20 protein-coding genes and 3 tRNA genes are annotated in these 19677 nt (G+C 62.6%); 19 read left to right on the top strand and 4 right to left on the bottom strand.

Features of this window, described 5'->3' with window-relative positions:
- Positions 1 to 81: 81 nt before the first annotated feature.
- Positions 82 to 225: a hypothetical protein gene (locus FGL65_RS18205; RefSeq protein ID WP_187170569.1), complete on the bottom strand. Its 144-nt coding sequence runs from the start codon at positions 223 to 225 to the stop codon at positions 82 to 84.
- 101 nt (positions 226 to 326) lie between these two features.
- On the opposite strand from FGL65_RS18205, the gene cbiR reads away from it, so the two are divergent.
- From cbiR to FGL65_RS06870, 8 genes are all read left to right on the top strand, one after another.
- A complete protein-coding gene (gene cbiR / locus FGL65_RS06905) occupies positions 327 to 1127 on the top strand; it encodes a cobamide remodeling phosphodiesterase CbiR (RefSeq protein ID WP_147820401.1) in 801 nt (266 codons plus the stop codon).
- Positions 1124 to 1630, top strand: coding sequence for a bifunctional adenosylcobinamide kinase/adenosylcobinamide-phosphate guanylyltransferase (locus FGL65_RS06900; RefSeq protein ID WP_147820399.1), 507 nt, complete (start codon positions 1124 to 1126; stop codon positions 1628 to 1630). The genes cbiR and FGL65_RS06900 overlap by 4 nt, the downstream gene beginning before the upstream one ends.
- Position 1631: 1 nt before the next feature.
- Positions 1632 to 2627, top strand: coding sequence for a DHH family phosphoesterase (locus tag FGL65_RS06895; protein WP_147820396.1), 996 nt, complete (start codon positions 1632 to 1634; stop codon positions 2625 to 2627).
- Positions 2628 to 2662: 35 nt separating this feature from the next.
- Complete coding sequence (polA, locus tag FGL65_RS06890) at positions 2663 to 5320, top strand: DNA polymerase I (protein ID WP_147820394.1); 2658 nt, start codon at positions 2663 to 2665, stop codon at positions 5318 to 5320.
- A gap of 200 nt (positions 5321 to 5520) precedes the next feature.
- Positions 5521 to 6087: a DJ-1/PfpI family protein gene (locus tag FGL65_RS06885; protein WP_147820392.1), complete on the top strand. Its 567-nt coding sequence runs from the start codon at positions 5521 to 5523 to the stop codon at positions 6085 to 6087.
- A gap of 137 nt (positions 6088 to 6224) precedes the next feature.
- Complete coding sequence (locus FGL65_RS06880; RefSeq protein ID WP_147820390.1) at positions 6225 to 6491, top strand: ribbon-helix-helix domain-containing protein; 267 nt, start codon at positions 6225 to 6227, stop codon at positions 6489 to 6491.
- Between the two features lie 75 nt (positions 6492 to 6566).
- Positions 6567 to 7004: a hypothetical protein gene (locus tag FGL65_RS06875; RefSeq protein ID WP_147820388.1), complete on the top strand. Its 438-nt coding sequence runs from the start codon at positions 6567 to 6569 to the stop codon at positions 7002 to 7004.
- An 80-nt stretch (positions 7005 to 7084) separates the two neighbouring features.
- Positions 7085 to 8326 carry a molybdopterin molybdotransferase MoeA gene (locus tag FGL65_RS06870; RefSeq protein WP_147820386.1) on the top strand — a complete coding sequence of 414 codons (1242 nt, stop codon included), beginning with the start codon at positions 7085 to 7087 and terminating at the stop codon, positions 8324 to 8326.
- 24 nt (positions 8327 to 8350) lie between these two features.
- On the opposite strand, the gene FGL65_RS06865 is transcribed toward FGL65_RS06870, so the two are convergent.
- From FGL65_RS06865 to FGL65_RS06855, 3 genes are all read right to left on the bottom strand, one after another.
- The gene (locus FGL65_RS06865; RefSeq protein WP_147820384.1) at positions 8351 to 9238 is read right to left on the bottom strand and encodes a discoidin domain-containing protein; all 888 of its coding nucleotides are present in this window, start codon (positions 9236 to 9238) and stop codon (positions 8351 to 8353) included.
- Between the two features lie 84 nt (positions 9239 to 9322).
- Entirely contained in the window at positions 9323 to 10750 is a 1428-nt protein-coding gene (gene ahcY, locus FGL65_RS06860; protein ID WP_147820382.1) for an adenosylhomocysteinase, read from the bottom strand.
- 47 nt (positions 10751 to 10797) lie between these two features.
- Positions 10798 to 11709, bottom strand: coding sequence for an ArsR/SmtB family transcription factor (locus FGL65_RS06855; protein WP_147820380.1), 912 nt, complete (start codon positions 11707 to 11709; stop codon positions 10798 to 10800).
- 217 nt (positions 11710 to 11926) lie between these two features.
- On the opposite strand from FGL65_RS06855, the gene FGL65_RS06850 reads away from it, so the two are divergent.
- The 11 genes from FGL65_RS06850 to FGL65_RS06800 all read left to right on the top strand — a co-directional run bounded on the left by FGL65_RS06850 (position 11927) and on the right by FGL65_RS06800 (position 19574).
- Positions 11927 to 12820: a universal stress protein gene (locus tag FGL65_RS06850; RefSeq protein ID WP_147820378.1), complete on the top strand. Its 894-nt coding sequence runs from the start codon at positions 11927 to 11929 to the stop codon at positions 12818 to 12820.
- A gap of 103 nt (positions 12821 to 12923) precedes the next feature.
- Positions 12924 to 13409, top strand: coding sequence for a DciA family protein (locus FGL65_RS06845; RefSeq protein ID WP_147820376.1), 486 nt, complete (start codon positions 12924 to 12926; stop codon positions 13407 to 13409).
- Positions 13410 to 13443: 34 nt separating this feature from the next.
- Positions 13444 to 13797 (top strand): hypothetical protein, encoded by a 354-nt coding sequence (locus FGL65_RS06840; protein WP_147820374.1) that lies wholly within the window; start codon positions 13444 to 13446, stop codon positions 13795 to 13797.
- A 61-nt stretch (positions 13798 to 13858) separates the two neighbouring features.
- Positions 13859 to 13933, top strand: a tRNA-Gln gene (locus tag FGL65_RS06835).
- 20 nt (positions 13934 to 13953) lie between these two features.
- A tRNA-Glu gene (locus tag FGL65_RS06830) sits at positions 13954 to 14031 on the top strand.
- A gap of 55 nt (positions 14032 to 14086) precedes the next feature.
- A tRNA-Glu gene (locus tag FGL65_RS06825) sits at positions 14087 to 14164 on the top strand.
- A gap of 70 nt (positions 14165 to 14234) precedes the next feature.
- Positions 14235 to 15092 carry a damage-control phosphatase ARMT1 family protein gene (locus tag FGL65_RS06820; RefSeq protein WP_187170568.1) on the top strand — a complete coding sequence of 286 codons (858 nt, stop codon included), beginning with the start codon at positions 14235 to 14237 and terminating at the stop codon, positions 15090 to 15092.
- A gap of 24 nt (positions 15093 to 15116) precedes the next feature.
- Positions 15117 to 15581, top strand: coding sequence for a methylglyoxal synthase (locus FGL65_RS06815; RefSeq protein WP_147820370.1), 465 nt, complete (start codon positions 15117 to 15119; stop codon positions 15579 to 15581).
- 282 nt (positions 15582 to 15863) lie between these two features.
- Entirely contained in the window at positions 15864 to 17006 is a 1143-nt protein-coding gene (locus FGL65_RS06810) for an iron-containing alcohol dehydrogenase (RefSeq protein WP_147820368.1), read from the top strand.
- The gene (locus FGL65_RS06805; RefSeq protein ID WP_147820366.1) at positions 17006 to 18208 is read left to right on the top strand and encodes a two-component system sensor histidine kinase NtrB; all 1203 of its coding nucleotides are present in this window, start codon (positions 17006 to 17008) and stop codon (positions 18206 to 18208) included. The genes FGL65_RS06810 and FGL65_RS06805 overlap by 1 nt, the downstream gene beginning before the upstream one ends.
- Positions 18201 to 19574 carry a sigma-54-dependent transcriptional regulator gene (locus tag FGL65_RS06800; RefSeq protein WP_147820364.1) on the top strand — a complete coding sequence of 458 codons (1374 nt, stop codon included), beginning with the start codon at positions 18201 to 18203 and terminating at the stop codon, positions 19572 to 19574. Before FGL65_RS06805 ends, FGL65_RS06800 begins: the two co-directional genes overlap by 8 nt.
- Positions 19575 to 19677: the final 103 nt, after the last annotated feature.

Raw genomic sequence — 19677 nt, 5'->3', positions numbered from 1 at the left:
CCCGCGTATTGCATACGCCTCGGCCTTGATGACCTCCCGCGCCCTGCCGGTATGCGTTTCGATTGGTCCCGGGATGCTGTATCAGAGGACCATGCGGTAAACGCAATACTCGTAGAGGCGACACATTCGGCGGGCGACGCGAACGCTCATCCCCATCTGGCGCAGCCTGCAGAAGACATGCAGCGGATTGAGGATGTGCTGGGCAAGGTTCTTGAACGCCTTCATGGTCAAATCTCCGTCTAAAAGTCCTGTATGACCCGAAAATTTGCATAAACCATGCCCTGCAAGGGAAATCCAAGCAAAACATACCATTCGGGAAGAAAACCATGAGAAGCACGGAAAATCATGCCTGTCAGGAGCCTGACGCGCGTACGAAAAATGCGCTTTCCCGGCTGCGCTCGGCACCCTTTTCCGTGGCCGCCCCCTCCTTTGCCGTTCCGGGCACGGTGACCGAAAACGCCCGTTTCCTGGCCCCGCATTTCTCCGAGATCGGCATGGTGCTCTTCGAAACCGAATCCTGCCTGGCATACACGGAGCGGGACCTGGCTCCGGACCTGGCTGAACTGCCACTCTCCTGGCACGTGCACCTGCCCCTGGACCTGCCCTGGCGACAGGGTGTGGAAAAAGTCGGCGACAGGATCGCGGGGCTGGTGGCCAAAGTTGACTATTTACGCCCGAAGTCCTATGTCCTGCATCCCCCGCGGGATGCCGACCTGCTTCTGCCCCTGGCCGAGGCCTTTGGCCGGGCGGGCGTGGACACGTCCCGGGTGCTCCTGGAAAACGTGGAGGAAAGCGACCTGGCGGCCGTCTGGCCCCGGGCCCTGGAGGCCGGATACGGGGCGTGCCTGGATATCGGCCACCTGCTGGCATACAGCCAGGAACATGTCTTGACCTTGGACCGGCTGTGGGAGAAGGTGGGCATGCTGCACATCTACGGCCCGGACAAAAACGCGCGGCACCAATCCCTGCGCGCCCTTTCCGGGGCAGGGCAAAAGCTGCTGCGGGACTGGCTCGAGCGGCTGCGGCCCGACGCCACGGTAACCATCGAGGTGTTCCGGGCCGACGGACTGTTTGAATCGGCCGGGCTCCTGGCCGACTGGCTTGAGGAATGGAAGGAATCCACATGATCACATTGGTGCTTGGTGGAAACAAATCCGGCAAATCCGACTTTGCCCTCGATTTGCTGCGAAAAAGCGAGAAACCGGCCCTGTTTATTGCCACGGGCAAGGCCAGGGACCTTGAATTCCGCCGCCAGATACACGAACACCGCATTTCCCGGGGCCCGGGAATAGAGGTCATGGAAGTTTCTACGGACTTGCCTCAAACGCTCAGAAAGGCTAAAGCTGATTTTTCCTGCGTGCTGGTGGACAGCCTGGACTACTGGCTGTTCGCCGTGCGTGAGGCCGGGTGCGAAAAGGAACGTATCCTTGAGTTTAAAGAAGTGCTGGATCGTTGGGGAGCAACGAACCTCATATTGGTCTCCTGTGAGACCGGGCTCGGGCCCCTGCCCCTTTCGGGCGAGGTGCGGGCTTTCATACGCGGGCTTGGCGCGCTGAACCAGGCCTGTGCGCGAATCGCGGACAGGGCTTACCTGGTGGCTGCGGGGCTGCCGCTACAACTGAAGGCATAGCATGGCTATCTTCAAACAACTCGACGAGCAGATGGATGCACTGCTCGAACGGTTCGACAAAGACGAAAACTGGCTCATCGTCATCAACGCCGACCCCGACGCGCTCGGTTCGGCCCTGGCGCTGAGGCGCATCATGAGCCGCCGCGTGGCGAGCGTGGGCATCGGGCAGATCAACGAGATCAAACGGCCGGACAACCTGGCCATGATCCGCTACCTGCGCATCCCCACCCAAAAGATCATCCCCAACCTGGTGGCCCAGTACGACAAGTTCGCGCTGGTGGATTCCCAGCCGCACCACAATCCCGAGTTCGAGGACTTCGAATTCGACGTGATCATCGACCACCACCCGCTGGTGGAGGGCAAGCCGGTCGAAGCCCCCTATACGGACATCCGTCCCAAGTACGGCTCCACCTGCACCATGCTCACCGAATATCTCTACAACCTGAAAATACGGCCCGCCAAGCTGCTGGCCACCGCTCTGCTCTACGGCATCAAGAGCGACACCCGCAGCTTCGAGCGCAAGTTCATCGACCCGGACGTGACCGGCTTCAAGTGGCTGAACAAGTTCGCGGACGTGAAGCTCATGAACCGCATCAGCAACAGCGAATTCCACCTGGACTGGATGCGCTACTTCTCGCGGGCCTTCTACAATCTGCGCCGTATCGGACAAGGACTCTACGCCCATGCGGGCAACGTGGAGAACCCGGACATCCTGGTCATCGTGGCCGACTTCTTCACCCGCGTTCACGGGGTGCCCTGGCTGGTGGTCTCCGGCGTGTGCGACGACAAGCTCGTCGTCATCTTCCGGGGCGACGGCCTGCGCCGCGACATGGGCAAGTATGCCGCGTCGCTGCTGGGCGATCTCGGTTCCGCGGGCGGCCACAAGGGCGCTGCCCGGGCCGAGGTGGAGCTCGCGGCCCTGGGTGAGGAGGATCCGGAGATCTTCATGCTCAAAAAGCTGGGCAAGGGCCAAAAGGGCAAGATCAAACGCATCTGACCCGGTCCTGATCCGGCTACAGCCACCCAATTCACATGGCTCTCAAGGATCATCTCCATCTCGACAAGGCCCCCATTTTCCTTATCGACGGCACGGCGCTCTTTTACCGCGCCTTCTATGCTCGCGCCGACCTGAAACGCTCGGACGGGTTCCCGACCAACGCCATCAACACCACCATCCGGTCGCTGCTCAAGCTGATCAAGGATGAGAACCCGCAGTACGTGGGCTTTTTCATGGACGGCAGGCCGCCGACCTTCCGGCACAAGATGTTCGAGGCCTACAAGGCGCACCGCCCGGCCATGCCCGAGCCCCTGGCCCAGCAGATCGAGCCCGTGCGCGAAGCCGTACAGCTCCTGGGCATGAAGCTGGTGGTTTCCAACGGCGTGGAGGCCGACGACTGCATCGCCTCCCTGGCCCACAAGTACAAGAGCGAACGGCCCGTGGTCATCCTGGCCTCGGACAAGGACCTCAAGCAGTGCCTGGACGAGAACGTCTACATGCTCAACCAGGCGGGCCGCCAGGAAAAACTCATTTCCCTGGAAAGCTTCATGGAAGAGGAAGGCATGCCCCCGACGTACTGGCCCGACTTCCAGGCGGTCATCGGCGACTCGGCCGACAACATCCCCGGCATTCCCAAGGTGGGCCCGGTCACGGCCAAGAAGATCATGGCCGACTACCCCACCCTGGAGGACATCCGCGACAACTGCGACAAGCTGCCGGAAAAGCTGCGCGCCAAGGTGGAGCCCGAGCTGGAGAACATCTTCCTCTACCGCGAGCTCACGCGCATGAAACTGGACTGCTGCGACCAGCCCATCTCCGATTTCGAGTTGCAGGCGATAGACCACTCCGGGCTGCACGACTTCCTGCAGACCTACGAGCTGCGCGGCCTGGCCCGCATCCTGCCCCGACCCGAGGGCTATGCGCCCAGGCCCCAGGCTCCCGCCGCCCCGGCCGCTCCGGAAAAATCCAAGGCGGGCGGCCCCATGCAGGGCACGCTTTTCGACATGGGCGTGGTGGCCCCGGCCGCCTCGGAGCCCCTGGACGTGACCATGGTTTCCGAAATCCCTGACCTGCCCGCGCTCTCCGGCAAAACCATCGGCCTGGTGCAGGTGCAGGGCGGCTTCATGCTCGGCCTTGACGACAGGGAATACCGCTTCACCGGAAGCGCCGACGAGCTTTCCCTGGCACTGGCCAAGGCGGCCACCGTGGCCACGCCCAGCGTGCAGGACCTGCTGCGCGACAACGTGGCCTGGCTCAACGTCAAGACCTCCCGCTGGTTCGACCTCAGCCTGGCCGCCTACCTGCTGGACCCGGAGGAGCGCAACTACCAGTGGGAACGCCTGCGCCAGTCCCTCTACCAGGACGGCAAGCCGCATTTCGCACAGGTCTCGGAGGGGCTGCATCCCCAGGCCCAGGGCCTGGCCGCCCTGGCCTACATGGAGGGCGTCACCACCCAGGTTGAGGGCGCGCACCTGACCACCCTCATGCGCGACCTGGAACAGCCGCTCATCCCGGTGCTCGTGGGCATGGAGGAGGCGGGCATCCAGATCAACGACGTGGCCTTCACCAAGTTCCTGGGCGAGGTCAGCGAACAGCTGCACGGCCTGACCCGCTCCATTGTCCAGCTGGCGGGCGAGCCCTTCAACATCCGCTCCAGCCAGCAGATGGCCCATATCCTGTTCGACAAGCTGGACCTCAAGCCGGGCGGCAAGACCGCGGGCGGCCAGCTTTCCACGGCCAACCAGGTGCTGGAGAAAATCCGGGATCAGCACGAGATCGTGGAACAGATCCTGGAATACCGCATGCTGGAAAAGCTGCGCTCCACCTACCTGGAGCCGCTGCCCAAGCTGGCCGGTCCCAACGGGCGCATCCACACCCATTTCAACCAGCTGGCAACGGCCACGGGCCGCCTTTCCAGCTCGCAGCCCAACCTGCAAAACATCCCCATCCGGGGGCCGCAGGGCAAGCGCATGCGCGCCTGCTTCACATCGGGGCCCAACATGCTCCTGGCCGCGGCCGACTATTCGCAGATCGAACTGCGCGTGCTGGCCCACTGCTCCAGGGACCCGGAACTGCTGGCCGCGTTCCGCAACAACGAGGACATCCACTCGCGCACGGCAGCGCTCCTGAACGACAAGGACCCGGCGGACATCACCCCGGACGAACGCCGCGACGCCAAGACCATCAACTTCGGCCTCATCTACGGCATGGGTCCCCAGAAACTGGCCCGCGAGCTCAAGATCACCATGAATCAGGCCAAGGAATTCATCGAGCGCTACTTCGAAAAGCTGGGCACGCTCAAGGCCTTCTACGACACCGTGGTGGAGGACGCCACCCGACAGGGCTACGTGACCACCCTGGCCGGACGCCGCCGCCTGCTGCCCGACCTGCATTCGCGCAACAACCAGGTGATTTCCCAGGCCCGCAGGCAGGCCATCAACACGGTCATCCAGGGCTCGGCTGCGGACATCATCAAAATGGCCATGATCCGGGTGCACGACGATGCGGAACTCCGCAGCCTGGGCTCCCGGCTCATCCTCCAGGTGCACGACGAACTGCTCATCGAGGCACCGGTGCAGAAGGTGGAGGCCGCGGCCCGCAGGCTCAAGAGCCTCATGCAGGATGTCGTCACCCTGGACGTGCCCCTCAAGGTCGACCTGGGAACGGGACGCACCTGGGCGGACGCGCATTAACGGACCGCAGGCATTCCCCGCACGAATCACAGGCCCGGCGCGCTGCCAAGGCGCACCGGGCCGTTTTTCCGGCATTCCCCGAAGCGTAGTAGTCCGCTGCTACCACCCCGCCGTGATTCCTGTGTACCTTTCCCAAATATCACAAGCTATGCGAAGGATCCCCCTTCCCCTGCCATCCATACAAGCCAAAGGAGAAATCCATGAGCAAGAAAATCCTCATCGTCAGCGGCGACTTCGCCGAAGACTACGAACTGATGGTCCCGTTCCAGGCCCTCCAGGCCATGGGCTATGAAGTGGACGCGGTCTGCCCGGACAAGAAGGCGGGCGACGTACTGGCCACGGCCATCCACGACTTCGAGGGCCACCAGACCTATACGGAGAAACCCGGCCACAACTTCACCCTGAACGCCGACTTCGCCACGGCACGCGCCGAGGACTACGCGGGCCTGCTCATCCCCGGCGGCCGCGCCCCCGAATACCTGCGGCTGAACGAGGACGTGCTCTCCCTGGTGCGCGACTTCCACGCGGCGGGCAAGCCCATTGCCGCCATCTGCCACGGCGCGCAGCTCCTGGCACCGGCCGGGGTGCTTGAAGGCCGCAAGGTCTCGGCCTACCCGGCCTGCGCTCCCGAAGTGCGCCTTGCCAAGGGCGAATACGCCGACATCCCCCTGGACGTCGCCCTCACCGACGGCAACCTGGTCACGGCACCGGCCTGGCCCGCGCACCCGGCCTGGCTGAAGCAGTTCGCGGCCCTGCTGGAAAAATAGCGGTCACGAGCTCCGGAAACACCGCCCGCTCCACGCCCGTGTGGGGCGGGCTTTTTCCTGCCATGCCCGCCACTGGCGAAGTCCGGGGGATTGCGCTACCCTCGCAGGGTCCACATTCGGCCGGAGGAGAAAAGACCATGTGCGAACTCTATTCATCCACCCCGCCCACGGAGTACGAGACCCAGACCCGATCCGTGCGCCTGAACGGCGCGGTTTCCAGCGTGCGGCTGGAGCAGCGTTTCTGGAACATCCTGGAGGAACTGGCCGAAAGCGAAGGGACCACGCTCGGCAGATTCCTCTCCACCCTGCACGACGAGGCCACCCGCACCCACGGCGACATCGGCAACTTCGCCTCGCTCCTTCGGGTCGCCTGCACCACGTACCTGCACCACCGTTCCGCCTGAACCGCAGCCCCGGCCTTGACGCCCCGCCACATCACAGGGCATGTATCCCCATTCCCGAACGCAAAGGAGACCCGCATGTCCGACGATATGGAAAAGAATCTCGCCCAGAAGAGCTACGAGGAGTCCATTGCCAACGACTTCTTCAACATGATCAGCGAGGCGCGCGAAAACGGCGTGGACCTTTCCGAAGGCTTTGAAACCACTCCGCTTTCCATGCAGAACGCCACCCTGCGCTACATGTTCTACAACAGGAAATTCCTCAAGGGCACCAACATGCCCATGGCGCTCAAGAAAAAGCTGGGCGTCTCCAACATCCTCACGGCCGTAGAGGTGAACGGTCGGGCCGTGGGCATCTTCCTGGTCTGCACCCTGCCAGTGGACCTGGACAAGGTGGAAACCGAGGAGCAGGTGTTCAAGGCCATCCAGAAAAAGGCCCTCTACGACTTCAAGGACAAGGTGGCCATGCTCATGCAGCGCGGTTTCGAGACCGACCAGAACATGCCCACCCACTAGGGCGGCGACTTTCCACTGAAAAATCGAGGGCAAGCCATAGTCGGCTTGCCCTTTTTTCATGCCTGCACCATACTCCGCGCATGAGCCACGGATTCTTTCAGATCATCAGCCGCGCCGAGTTCGAGGAACTGCTGCGTTCCTTTCCCGCCCTTGCCCCGGAAACCGTTTCCCTGGCCGAGGCCTCCGGCCGCGTCCTGGCCCGGGACCTCATCGCCCCGCACGACTGGCCGCTCACCAGCCGCTCGTGCATGGACGGATTTGCAGTGGACGCACGCGACGTCTTCGGGGCCGGGGAATCCAACCCGGTCTATCTGGAGTGCGTGGGCACGCTCCGCGTGGACGAACAGCCGGACCTGGCTCTGAATCCCGGGGAATGCGCGCGCATCGCCACGGGCGGAAGCCTGCCGCAGAACGCGGACGCCGTGGTCATGGTGGAACATACCGTGGAAATGGACGGCGGCACCGTGGAGATCCAGAAATCGGCCGCACCCGGGCTCAACGTCATGCACCAGGGAGAGGACGCCCAAACGGGCCAGCCCATCCTGAAGGCGGGCGTTTCCATGAATTTCAAGGAAATAGGCCTGGCTGCGGCCCTGGGATTCGACGAGCTGGAGGTGGTGAAAAAACCGCGCATGGGCATCCTGTCCACGGGCGACGAGCTCATCCCGGTGAACGAGACACCCCGGCCCGGGCAGGTCCGCGACGTGAACTCCCACACCCTGTCCGTCACGGCCGAGGCCGCAGGGGCTATTGTCACCCGGTACGGCATCATCAGGGACAACCTGAAATCCCTGACAACGGCACTGGCGAACGCCATGGCCGAAAACGACCTGGTCCTGCTCTCCGGCGGCAGCTCCATCGGCGTGCGCGATCTCACGGTGCAGGCCATCGAGGCCCAGCCCGATTCCGCGATCCTGGCCCACGGGGTGGCCGTGAGCCCGGGAAAACCCACCATCCTCGGCACGGTGGGACAGACCCCGATCATGGGGCTGCCCGGACAGGTGGCCTCGGCCCAGGTGGTCATGCTGGTGCTGGCGCTGCCGCTCATCCGGCATCTTCAGGGGGATGCAAGGGCCTTTGACAAGTCGCAACGCCCGCGCAGGCAGGCCGTGCTGGCCCGCAACGTGGCCTCCAAGCAGGGACGCGAGGACTATGTGCGCGTCCGCCTGGAGGAACGCCCCGGCCAACCGCCGTTGGCCCACCCTGTCCTGGGCAAGTCCGGGCTGCTGCGGACCATGGTCAACGCCGACGGCCTAGCCATCATCCCCGCAGAGTCCGAAGGACTCTACGCAGACGCGGCCATTGAAATATGGATCGTATAATCAGTTTGAATAACTAGGAATCGATTAGAAAGCGGCGTAATCTCGGATATCGAAGATCTTCCATTCTCCGTCTTCCTTCCTCAGGGTGAAGACGCTGTCGTCCGGGATTCCGATCATCTTGTCGCCCACGGCCAGGGAGTAGTGCCCGAAGCTGTGCACCTCGGCGGCGCCGTTCTCGAATTTCATGAGCCGGAACTTCATGTCCCCGGTATCCACCACGGCCCGCTTGAGGTCGTCGTAGGTGCCGATCTGCATCTGCATCTGCTTGAAGACCTCGAATCCGAAGGCTTCCTCCTCCTGCTTGGCCTTGGGGAAATACTGGAGAAATCCCTCATCCATTGTGGTCTGCCTGGCGTAGAAATCCCTGATGATGCGCGAGAGTTCGCCCAGCACCCCCCCCTCGGGCATGGCCCTGGGAACGCCGTCGCCCTTGACCGCAGTGAACTTGACCTCGGAAACGGCCAGGCTCATGGATTTTCCAGGCTGCTCCGGATAGATGGCGTCCACTTCCACGCGAAGGCTTTTGGTGGGTACCTGCCAGAGCGGCACCACCCGGGCTGCGGCCCCGTCCTCCAGCTCGAAATGCTGTTCGCTGCCGTCGGAAAAGACAAAACGCCCGGCCTTGATACGGGCGAAATCCTGGAATTCGCCGCCGTGATGGCCGTTGTATATGGTCACATCCCGCAGGGTGATGACCTCGGGGAATTCGACTTCGAACCAGGAGCCCACGCCGTTGTTCAGCGCGCTGGAGGCCCATACCGTGGTGGCGTTGTTGTCCATGAGGTTCCCGGCCACGTATTCGCCCAGCAGATTGGGGCGGAAGTGGGAGACCGAAACCTTGACCTCCATGCCCTGCGCGGGCGTGTTCAGCAATGCGGCCAGAAGGAAAAAAGAGAGCAGAAGGCGTTTCATGGGGAGGTTATACAGAAAGGGGAGCCGGTTGGCTCCCCTTTTTTTTGCAGTAACGCAGCAATCGTGCGTTAGGGACAGTCTGATCTAGTAGCGGTAGTGATCGGCCTTGTAGGGACCGTCCACGGGCACGCCGATGTAGTCGGCCTGTTCCTGGGAAAGGGTTTCCAGGCGCACGCCCAGACGCTCCAGGTGCAGGCGGGCCACTTCCTCGTCCAGCTTCTTGGACAGGATCATGACCTTGGGCTCGTAGTCGTTCTTGGCCAGGTCGAGCTGGGCCAGAACCTGGTTGGTGAAGGAGTTGGACATGACGAAGCTGGGATGGCCGGTGGCGCAGCCCAGGTTCACCAGACGGCCTTCGGCCAGCACGATGATGGAACGGCCGGACTCCAGGGTCCACTTGTCCACCTGCGGCTTGATCTCGTCCTTGGTGCACTTGGAATTGCTTTCCAGGTAGGCCATGTCGATCTCGTTGTCGAAGTGACCGATATTGCAGACGATGGCCTCGTCCTTCATCTTTTCCATGTGCGCGCCGGTGACGACCTTGTAGTTGCCGGTGCAGGTAACGTAGATGTCGCCTTCTTCCAGGGCGCGTTCCATGGTGGTCACTTCATAGCCTTCCATGGCGGCCTGCAGGGCGCAGATGGGATCGACCTCGGTGACCAGCACGCGTGCGCCGAAGCCGCGCATGGACTGGGCGCAGCCCTTGCCCACGTCGCCGTAGCCCACCACGACCACAACCTTGCCCGCCACCATGACGTCGGTTGCGCGCTTGATGCCGTCGGCCAGGGATTCGCGGCAGCCGTAGAGGTTGTCGAACTTGGACTTGGTCACGGAGTCGTTGACGTTGATGGCCGGGAAGAGGAGCTCGCCCTTGCGCTGCATTTCATAGAGACGATGCACGCCGGTGGTGGTTTCCTCGGAAACGCCGCGCATTTTCTCGGCGATCTTCTGCCACTTGGTGGGGTTGGCCTTCACGCTGGCGCCCAGGCGCTCCATGACGAGCTGGAACTCGTGATTGTCGTATTTCTTGTCGGCCAGGGACGGATCCTTCTCGACCTTGACACCCTGGTGGATGAGCAGGGTGGCGTCGCCGCCGTCGTCCACGATGAGGTCCGGTCCGGAGCCGTCGGGCCAGGTCAGGGCCTGCTCGGTGCACCACCAGTATTCCTCCAGGGATTCGCCCTTCCAGGCAAAGACCTTGGCGGTACCGGCCTTGGCAATGGCGGCGGCGGCGTGGTCCTGGGTGGAGAAAATGTTGCAAGAGGCCCAGCGCAGGTCGGCGCCCAGCTCATACAGGGTCTCGATGAGCATGGCGGTCTGGATGGTCATGTGCAGGGAGCCCATGATCTTGAGGCCCTTGAGGGGCTTTTCCTTGCCGTATTTCTTGCGCAGCTGCATGAGACCGGGCATTTCGCGCTCGGAAAGCTGCAGTTCCTTGCGGCCCCAGTCGGCCAGGCTCAAATCCGCGACCTTATGATCCAGCTTCGGATCCACAGGCAGTACATTGCTCATTGTTTCCTCCATTAAGGGGTTGTAATCAAATTAAATTTAAATCCGCCTTACTCTTTCACCGCTTCGTAAAGGATGACAGTAAGACCCATGTTGACGTTATATTCCGTGACCTCGCTCACCGTGAACCCGGCCCCTTCCAGCCAGCCGAGCATCTGGTCCTTGCCGATGCCGAGCTGACGGTCGCCGTAGTCGGTGCGCATGATCTCGTTGGTGTGCTTGTCGAACTCGGCCACCAGCAGCCTGCCGCCGGGCCGCAGAATCCGCTCGGCCTCCACCAGCGCCTCTTGGGGGCGGGCCAGGTGGTGCAGCACCAGGCTGACCACGGCACAGTCGGTCTCCCCGTCGCGCAGGGGCAGATGGGAAAGCTCGCCGATGCGCAGGCTCATGCGGGCGTCGCCCAGGAAGCGTTCCTCGGCCAGCTCCAGCATTTTGGGCGCGTTGTCCACGCCGATGACGGTCCCGGCCTTGGAGGCCATGAGCGCCAGGAGCTCACCCGAGCCGCAGCCGAGGTCGGCCGCGATCTTACACTGGGGCATGCGGCCGATCACCTCGCCGCGCAGGTCCAGGTCGCCGAAGACCTCGCTGTTGAGGCGGTCCCATTCGTCGGCAATGGAATCAAAGAACTGGCGGGTCTGGGCCGTACGCTCGCGAATGACGCGTTCCGCCCTGGCCAAGTCCTTCTCAAACATGGGTTCGCCGTCAAGAAGCGGCGCCACACCGTCCAGAAAACGGCGGCCCATGCCGGAATCGCTGGCCCGGTAAAAGGCCCACAACCCGTCGCGGCGACAGTCCACCAGATCGGATTCGGCCAAAATTTTCAGGTGACGCGAAATACGGGACTGCCCCATGTCCATGAGCTGCACGATCTCGCCCACGTTGAGTTCGTAACGCAGCAGGACATTCATCAGCCGAGCCCGGGTCTCATCGCCAACCGCCTTGCAAAACTTGAGAATTTCCATACGCCTCCAAACAATATCAATATATCTTGATATTCATTCAGGGCAGTTCTACAGCAATGCGCATGCCCGGTCAAGCCATGATCCGCCCGCCCGCGCCCCGAAGACATGATATTTTTCCCGGTTCCTGTGGACACAAAGCGCCCCTTTCTGGAATACTAGAGGTGACCCGGCTGAAATGGTTGGCGATTTACGACAATTCCAATGAGGAGGGTGCCGCATGTTCAAGAAGATCATCCTGGCCGCCACACCCAAGACGACCACACAGCATGCTGCGGACATGGCCTTTGCCCTCGCCCGGCGACACAAGGCCGAAATCATCATCTATCATGCCTGCGAACTGCCCGAGGGAGACTGGGGCGGTGCCGAGAACCTGATCTCCTGCGAGGAGCTGGTGCGTTCGGCCGAGAACAACATCCAAAACTATTTCAAGGACAAGCTCGAGGGGCTCCTGTACCGGATGTACGTGGTCTGCCGCGGCACTGCAGATGAGCTCGCCAACCTGGCCATCAGGGAAAAGGCGGATCTGATCGTCATGGGCCCCCACTGCCAGGGCGCGCAATGCGCGGGCAACCGCATGTGGGGCATGGTGGACACCAACGTGGACAAGGTCAGCACCCAGGCCACGGCCCCAGTGCTGGTGGTCACCCGGCCTTCGGCCATGTTGGAACGCGACCCGCAGCGCATCGTCATGGCCACGGACTTTTCCACCCCCTCGGAAAGCGCCCTGTGCCAGGCCGTGGCCCAGTGCAAGGCCTTCGGGGCCAAGCTGAGCATCTTCCACGTGCTGGACATCGGGCTGGCCTACCCCAACCCCAAGCTCTACCAGCAGGACATGGAAAACTACATCCAGGCCGCCAAGATCAAGATGGAACGCAAGTACGGCCACATCCTCAAGGGAGTGGACCACGAATTCGAGGCCTGGGAAGGCGTGCCCTACAGCGAAGTCCTCAAGTTCGCGCGCTGGAAGGAGGCGGACCTGCTGGTCATGGCGCGGCACTCCTCCATCAAGGATTCCCACCAGGCGCTCATCGGCTCCACCGTGGTGCAGGTGGCCCTTTCCCCGGGCTGCCCCACCCTGATCATCAACTACCGGGCCAAGGCCTGCACATAGGCCCCAAGGACATCGACATCCTCGGGCCGCCTTCGGGCGGCCTTTTCTTTTCGCCTTGCAAGAACATATACATATAATATACTGAGCAGCGCACGGAGTCGTTATGGGATATCGCCGCCACTACAACAAGAAGGGCCGCGCCAACAGACTCAGCCGCCTGGGACGAGTGCTCCCCGGGATGCTGGAGAAGCTGGACACGGACAACAACCTCAAGCTGGTTCGCTTGTGGCGCGCCTGGGACGGGCTCATGGGCGATATGGCCGACATGGCCCGGCCGCTCGGGCACAGGGGCAGGAAGCTGATCCTGGCGGCCGAGGATCCCATCGTGGTACAGGAGGCCTCGTACTTGGCCCCGCTTATCCTGGAGACGGTCAACAACTTCTTTGGCGAAGAAGTCTTTGACAAAGTGCTCTTCGAGCTGCTAAACGGCAGGGTTCCATTGGGCAGGCAAAGAGCCACCGCTCGGCGCGAGCCGCCTTTGAAATATAAGAAACCCAGTGCGTTAGGTGCGCTGAATGACACGCTGGACCCGGATTCGGCCATTGGCAGATGCTACCGGGCATACCAGAAAATTTTTGAAGAAGAATGAATTTTGAGCCCCACGGGGCCTCAGGAGAAAAAACATGAGCGAAGAAGTGAAAGAGATTTCCTTTGACGAGCTTGGCCTGACCAAGCCCCTGGAAAAGATGACCGCAAAAGAACTGCGCGAACTGTGCGTGGCCAAGCTGCCCATGATCACCGGTGCCTCCTCCCAGTCCAAGGAAGAGCTGATCGGCAAGATCAAGGAAGTCTTCGGCATGTCCGACGAAGAAGGCGCCGCGTCCCCGTACAAGGACCAGATCTTCGGCATCAAGAAGACCATCCGCGAACTTCGCGTGAAGAAGGACGAAGTCTCCGAACGCGCTCAGCGCGACCGCATCCGTCGCAAGATCAACAAGCTGAAGAAGCGCACCCGCCGTCTCGCACGCGCGGTCTAAAAAACATTAAGAAAAGAGGTTGACAACCCCACCGGGAACCTATAAATCAACCTCTCGCTGCTGGGCTGTCGTTCAATTGGCAGGACGACGGGTTCTGGCTCCGTTAATCAAGGTTCGAGTCCTTGCAGCCCAGCCAATTTGACATTTAAAGATTGCGTCCCCATCGTCTAGCCCGGTCCAGGACGACGGCCTTTCACGCCGTTAACGGGGGTTCAAATCCCCCTGGGGACGCCAAATCTTTTTCAAGCAGGCCACTACGACCACCTGCCGGTCGGCTTGCCTCAGACGAGTCCCCATCGTCTAGCCCGGTCCAGGACGACGGCCTTTCACGCCGTTAACAGGGGTTCAAATCCCCTTGGGGACGCCAGAATATGCAAGGCCTTCGCGCAAGCGGAGGCCTTTTTCGTTATGGCCGAAAGCCGCACGAGGAGAAACACATGCGCCCTCAACTGGAATGCCTTATCTGCCTGCTGGACCAGGGTCTGCGCTGCGCCCGCCGCGCCCGCCCGGACGATCCCGACAAACACGAGGAACTGCTCCGGGCCTGGAGCGCCGAACTGGCCACCTTGGACATGAAGCAAACCGTACCGCACTGGGCCGGGCATCTCTACCCCCTGGGTGCGGAGATCCTCGGCATCGCGGACCCCTATACCGAAGCCAAGCGGGAAGCCAACGAACGGGTCCTGGACATGCTGCCCGCGCTGCGCGAGCGGGTGCGGAACCATGCGGATCCCCTGCACGCGGCCCTCAACGTTTCCATCATCGGCAACTACATCGACCTGGGGATCAAGCGCCCCTTCGACTGGGAGAACGCCCTGACCGACGAGACCGACATGGCTTTTCTGGGACAGGTCTTCGAGGGATTCCTCCGGACCCTGCGTCCGGGAGCGCACCTGCTCATCCTCGGCGACAATGCCGGGGAGATCGGCCTGGACACCATCCTCGTGGAATTGTTGCGCGAACGTGAGGTGAACGTCACCTATGCCGTGCGCAGCGCGCCCATACTCAACGACGCACTGGTGGACGACGCCCGGTTCGTGGGCATGGACAGGCTCTGCACCGTGATCCCCTCCGGCTGCAAGACCTGCGGCACCCTCCTGGAGCAGGGCTCACCCGAGTTCCTGGAGACCTACCGCAGCGCCGACGCGGTCCTCAGCAAGGGCCAAGGCAACTTCGAATCCCTTTACGACCGCGCGGGACGTCCCATATACTTCGCGTTCAAGGCCAAGTGCGACGTGGTCTGCAACCTGCTGGGCTGCGACCTGGGCAGCTCCATGTTCCTGCATCAGGAATAACACCGACTACCGAGGAGGACGGGCATGAAGGCGATCAAGAACATAGCCGTGGTGGCGCACGACAACTGCAAGAACGAACTGCTGGATTTCATAAGCTGCAACCGCCAGGCCTTTGCCCGGCACCACCTGGTGGCCACCGGCACCACCGGACGGCTGGTGGAAAACATGCTCAGGGAGCACGCGGGCGAGGGTAGCGGGATCGCGGTCAACCGGCTGCGCTCCGGCCCCCTGGGCGGCGACCAGCAGCTCGGCGCGCTCATCACCGAGGGCAAGGTGGACGTGCTCATCTTCTTCTGGGACCCCATGCAGCCCCAGCCCCACGACGTGGACGTCAAGGCCCTGCTCCGGCTGGCCGTGCTCTACAACATCCCCACGGCCAGCAACCGGTCCTCTGCGGAGTTTCTCATATCGTCCCCGTTCTTCGACTCGGAATTCGAGATCAAGGACTGCGGATATTTCGATTACGCGGACCGCGACCTTTCCGAATAGCCGCAAAGTTTTTTTTGGCTGCCACGGAAAGGGGCGCTGCTCCCCGGCCCGAAAAACAGACGCGCACGAGGAGATTCCCCGTGCGCGTTTTTGCGTCCAAAGAGCCGCTAATCCGCCCCCCTGCGTGCGGCGGTGCAGACGCCGCCGCACGCATTCGGTCCCGTGAATTCCGTGCGCCGCCCGTGCGGGCAGGACACATAAGAGACCAAGTATCTTGTCATTTGTTCGTTTTCGATTCTATACTCGCGGCAACCCGCCAATGAGAGAGGAGTCGCAAAACACATGCTCATCACCAAATTCGCCGTCCCGGACATCATCTTCGGCAACGGCAGCATCAGGCACCTGGCCCAGTGCGCGCGCAGGGTGGGCGCCAGCCGGGTTCTGCTGGTCAGCGACAAGGGACTGCACGAAACCGTGTGGGTGAACAAGGTCCGGGAAATCCTGGACGAGGACGGCCTGGAGTGCGTCTATTTCAACAACGTGAACTCCAACCCCAGGGACCACCAGATCCACGAGGGGGCCGAAATCTATCGCCGGGAGGGGTGCGACGTGCTGGTCAGCCTGGGGGGCGGCAGCCCCATGGACGCCACCAAGGGCATCGGCATCCTGGCGGGCAACGGCGGCAAGATCGCCGACTACGAGGGCGCCAACCGGATCATGCGCCCCCTGCCGCCCATGATCCTCATTCCCAGCACGGCCGGGAGCGGCTCGGACATTTCCCAGTTCTGCATCATCACCGATGTGCGGCGCGAGGTGAAGATGTCCATCATCAGCCGTTCCCTGGTGCCCAACATCTCCATCATCGACCCCATGCTGCTCTCCACGAAAAGCGAAAGCCTGATCGTGGCCTCGGCCGTCGACGCCCTGGCCCACGCAGTGGAATCCTACGTATCCCGCCTGGCTTCGCCCTTCACCCGCATGCATTCCCAAAAGGCCGTGGAACTGTTCATCAAATACATCAAGCCGGCGGCCACGGACCGGGACCCGCACGCCCTGGAGCAACTTTCCATCGCCAGCACCTCGGCGGGCATGGCCTTCAGCAACGCCAGCCTCGGCATCCTGCACGCCCTGGCCCATTCCCTGGGCGGCATTTACGACGTGCTGCACGGGCTGGTGCACCCGGTGCTGCTGACCCCGGTCATGCGCTACAACATGAGCGCATGCCCGGAGGCCATGGGGGCCATAGGCAGAATGATCGCCGGCTCCGGGAAGGCCTCCGACAGGGATGCGGCCCTGGAGGGCATCGCCACCCTGGAAAGCCTCTTCGAGGAGCTGGGAGTGACCACCCGGCTGCGCGAACTGATCCCGGACGACTCCAAGCTGGAGGCCATCTGCAAGATGGCGGTCAAGGACGCCTGCTACGTCAGCAACCCCCGCGAGGCCGACTGGACCGACCTCATGAGCATCTGCCGGGAGGCCTGGTAATGTCCACGGGCCTCAACGACCTCATCGGCATAGAGCATTCCAAGCTCGGCTACTTCCAGGAGCTGCAGCGCAAGATTGAGGAGCTCCACGCGGCCAACATCGAATCCGAGGAGAACCGGCGGGAGATCGCCGCCATCCTGGACGGCATCACCGACGTCATGATGGTCCTTTCCGCGGACCTGCGCATCATCTCCGTGAACCGCGTCTTCACCGAGCTCTTTGAAGGGGTTTCGCCGGAAGGCCGCTTCTGCTACGAGCTGTTCCGGAACCAGGACACGCCCTGCCCGGAATGCCCGGCGTTCAAGTCTCTGGAAACCGGGGAGGTCTCCAGGGAAAACGCCTTCTTTCGCATCCGCGGCCGCAAGCTCCAGTTCGAGATGGTGGCCTCCCCCCTGTCCAGCCCGAACCAGGCCGAGCCCCTGGTGCTCATCTTCAAACGCGACGTGACCAAGGAACGGGAATACCAAGCCAAGTATTACCAGGCCGAGAAAATGGCCACCATCGGCAGGCTGGCCACGGGAGTGGCCCATGAGCTCAACAACCCGCTCATGGCCATCTCGGGCTATGCCGAAGGGCTGCGCCGCAGGCTGGACGCCTTCGAGGCCACCATGGCGTCCGAGACCGCCGAGGACTTCCGCGAATACATCCGGACCATCCTCGACGAATGCAACCGATGCCGCGACATCGTGCGCAGCCTGCTGAATTTCGGGCACCCGAGTTCCGCCGTGTTCACGCCAGTGAACCTGAACAACGTGGTTTCGGAGTCGCTCCAGCTGCTGCACTACCACCTCAAGAAGCACCCGCCCCTGCGGGTGGAGGAACTGCTGGACGCGTCCCTGCCGGACATCAACGCGGAAGCGCCCCAGATCAAGCAGGTCCTGCTCAACCTGCTGACCAACGCCACGGACGCCATCGGCGAGGAGCCGGGCGTCATCACGGTGCGCACCTTCCGCGACGAGGACGGATACATCTGCCTCCAGGTGCAGGACACGGGCTGCGGCATTCCCGAAAAACACCTGGGCAAGCTGTTCGACCCCTTCTTCACCACCAAGGGGGTGGGAAGCGGCATCGGCATCGGCCTGTCCACCTGCTACAGCATCGTCAGCGAACACAAGGGCCACATCACCGTGGCCAGCCGCCCGGAGCGCGGCTCCACCTTCACGGTGCGCCTGCCCTCCATCCAGGAGCCGAATCATGCATGATCCCTACTCCGTCCTGGTCGTGGACGACGAAGAACCCATCCGCAGGCTCCTGGTCAGGGAGCTGGTCAACGACAGGCGCATGGTCCATACGGCCGTGGACGCCAAAAGCGCGCGCCAGGAGCTGCGAAGCAACCAGTACGACATCATCGTGCTGGACATCCGCCTGCCGGACGCGGACGGCCTGGAGCTGTTCACGGAATTCAAGGCCGCACTGCCCGACGCCGAGGTCATCCTCATCACCGGGCACGGCAGCATCGACCACGCGGTGGAGGCCATGCGCATGGGGGCCTACGACTACATCACCAAGCCCTTTGCCCTGGACCGGCTGGAGCTGATGCTGGACCGGGCCTACCAACGGGTTTTCCTGCAGCGCGAAAACAAGCGGCTGCGCCACTCCCAGGAAAACGAGCGTCCCGCCCTGCCCCTCATCGGCAGGTCCGGGGCCATCACCCATGTGCATTACCTGCTCTCCAAGGTGGCCCCCACCAACGTCCCGGTGCTCATCACCGGGGAGTCCGGCGTCGGCAAGGACGTGGTGGCCCGCAATCTCCACGCCCAAAGCAACCGGGCGGACAGGCAGTTGATCATCAAGAACTGCGCCATGCTCCAGCGCGAGCTGGTGCGCAGCGAGCTGTTCGGCCACAAGCGGGGGGCCTTCACCGGAGCGGCCGAGGCAAAGGACGGCCTCATGAGCCTGGCCCAGAAGGGCACCCTGTTCCTGGACGAAATCGGCGACCTTCCCGAAGACGTGCAGGCCTCCCTGCTTCGCGTGCTGGAAAGCAAGCGCTACCGCCGGGTCGGGGATAACGAGGAACGCCAGGCGGACATCCGCTTTCTTTTCGCCACCAACCGCAACCTGGCCGAGGAAGTGGCCAACGGCAGGTTCAACGAGGCCCTGTTCCACCGCATCAACGTCTTCAACATCCACATCCCGCCCCTCAAGGAACGCAAGGAAGACATCCCCCTGCTGGTGGAGCATTTCCTGGCCCGGCTTTGCGTCGGGCACGACCACTGCACCATCTCGGCCTCGGCCCTGACGCAGATGGTGGACTACGACTGGCCCGGCAACGTGCGCGAGCTGAGAAACGTCATCGAGCGCTCCATCATCCTTTCGGAGAACGGGGCCATCTCCAACCAGCTCCTGCCGCGCGAAATGGCGGGCCTTGAAATGCACGGCGAAGACCCGTCCGCCGAGGATATGACCCTGGAAACCATGGAGCAGAACCACATCCGCCGAATCCTGAATCTCCACGGCGGCAGCAGGCAGAAAGCCGCGCGCGCCCTGGGAATCGGCAGGAAAACCCTCTACCGCAAGATCCAGAAATACGCCCTGCTGCCCGCCCATGACCAGCGCGAGTCGGAATGACCCCGTGGGCCGAATCGGGCGGGTCACTTTGACCCGCGTTTGATATCCCCCACAATACAAGGCCTTTTTCACGCCCTGGCTCGCCCTGGCGCCATCCGCCGCC

Origin of the sequence: Salidesulfovibrio onnuriiensis, assembly GCF_008001235.1 — a bacterium.
Taxonomy (GTDB): domain Bacteria; phylum Desulfobacterota; class Desulfovibrionia; order Desulfovibrionales; family Desulfovibrionaceae; genus Pseudodesulfovibrio; species Pseudodesulfovibrio onnuriiensis.
The sequence above is the reverse complement of the archived record's forward strand: the minus strand, read 5'-3'. Positions and strand labels throughout refer to the sequence as shown.

Bases quoted from the DNA above. Each gene is read 5' to 3' on its own strand.
- FGL65_RS18205 (WP_187170569.1), bottom strand. From the start codon at position 225: ATGAAGGCGTTCAAGAACCTTGCCCAGCACATCCTCAATCCGCTGCAT.
- cbiR (WP_147820401.1), top strand. From the start codon at position 327: ATGAGAAGCACGGAAAATCATGCCTGTCAGGAGCCTGACGCGCGTACG.
- FGL65_RS06900 (WP_147820399.1), top strand. From the start codon at position 1,124: ATGATCACATTGGTGCTTGGTGGAAACAAATCCGGCAAATCCGACTTT.
- FGL65_RS06895 (WP_147820396.1), top strand. From the start codon at position 1,632: ATGGCTATCTTCAAACAACTCGACGAGCAGATGGATGCACTGCTCGAA.
- polA (WP_147820394.1), top strand. From the start codon at position 2,663: ATGGCTCTCAAGGATCATCTCCATCTCGACAAGGCCCCCATTTTCCTT.
- FGL65_RS06885 (WP_147820392.1), top strand. From the start codon at position 5,521: ATGAGCAAGAAAATCCTCATCGTCAGCGGCGACTTCGCCGAAGACTAC.
- FGL65_RS06880 (WP_147820390.1), top strand. From the start codon at position 6,225: ATGTGCGAACTCTATTCATCCACCCCGCCCACGGAGTACGAGACCCAG.
- FGL65_RS06875 (WP_147820388.1), top strand. From the start codon at position 6,567: ATGTCCGACGATATGGAAAAGAATCTCGCCCAGAAGAGCTACGAGGAG.
- FGL65_RS06870 (WP_147820386.1), top strand. From the start codon at position 7,085: ATGAGCCACGGATTCTTTCAGATCATCAGCCGCGCCGAGTTCGAGGAA.
- FGL65_RS06865 (WP_147820384.1), bottom strand. From the start codon at position 9,238: ATGAAACGCCTTCTGCTCTCTTTTTTCCTTCTGGCCGCATTGCTGAAC.
- ahcY (WP_147820382.1), bottom strand. From the start codon at position 10,750: ATGAGCAATGTACTGCCTGTGGATCCGAAGCTGGATCATAAGGTCGCG.
- FGL65_RS06855 (WP_147820380.1), bottom strand. From the start codon at position 11,709: ATGGAAATTCTCAAGTTTTGCAAGGCGGTTGGCGATGAGACCCGGGCT.
- FGL65_RS06850 (WP_147820378.1), top strand. From the start codon at position 11,927: ATGTTCAAGAAGATCATCCTGGCCGCCACACCCAAGACGACCACACAG.
- FGL65_RS06845 (WP_147820376.1), top strand. From the start codon at position 12,924: ATGGGATATCGCCGCCACTACAACAAGAAGGGCCGCGCCAACAGACTC.
- FGL65_RS06840 (WP_147820374.1), top strand. From the start codon at position 13,444: ATGAGCGAAGAAGTGAAAGAGATTTCCTTTGACGAGCTTGGCCTGACC.
- FGL65_RS06820 (WP_187170568.1), top strand. From the start codon at position 14,235: ATGCGCCCTCAACTGGAATGCCTTATCTGCCTGCTGGACCAGGGTCTG.
- FGL65_RS06815 (WP_147820370.1), top strand. From the start codon at position 15,117: ATGAAGGCGATCAAGAACATAGCCGTGGTGGCGCACGACAACTGCAAG.
- FGL65_RS06810 (WP_147820368.1), top strand. From the start codon at position 15,864: ATGCTCATCACCAAATTCGCCGTCCCGGACATCATCTTCGGCAACGGC.
- FGL65_RS06805 (WP_147820366.1), top strand. From the start codon at position 17,006: ATGTCCACGGGCCTCAACGACCTCATCGGCATAGAGCATTCCAAGCTC.
- FGL65_RS06800 (WP_147820364.1), top strand. From the start codon at position 18,201: ATGCATGATCCCTACTCCGTCCTGGTCGTGGACGACGAAGAACCCATC.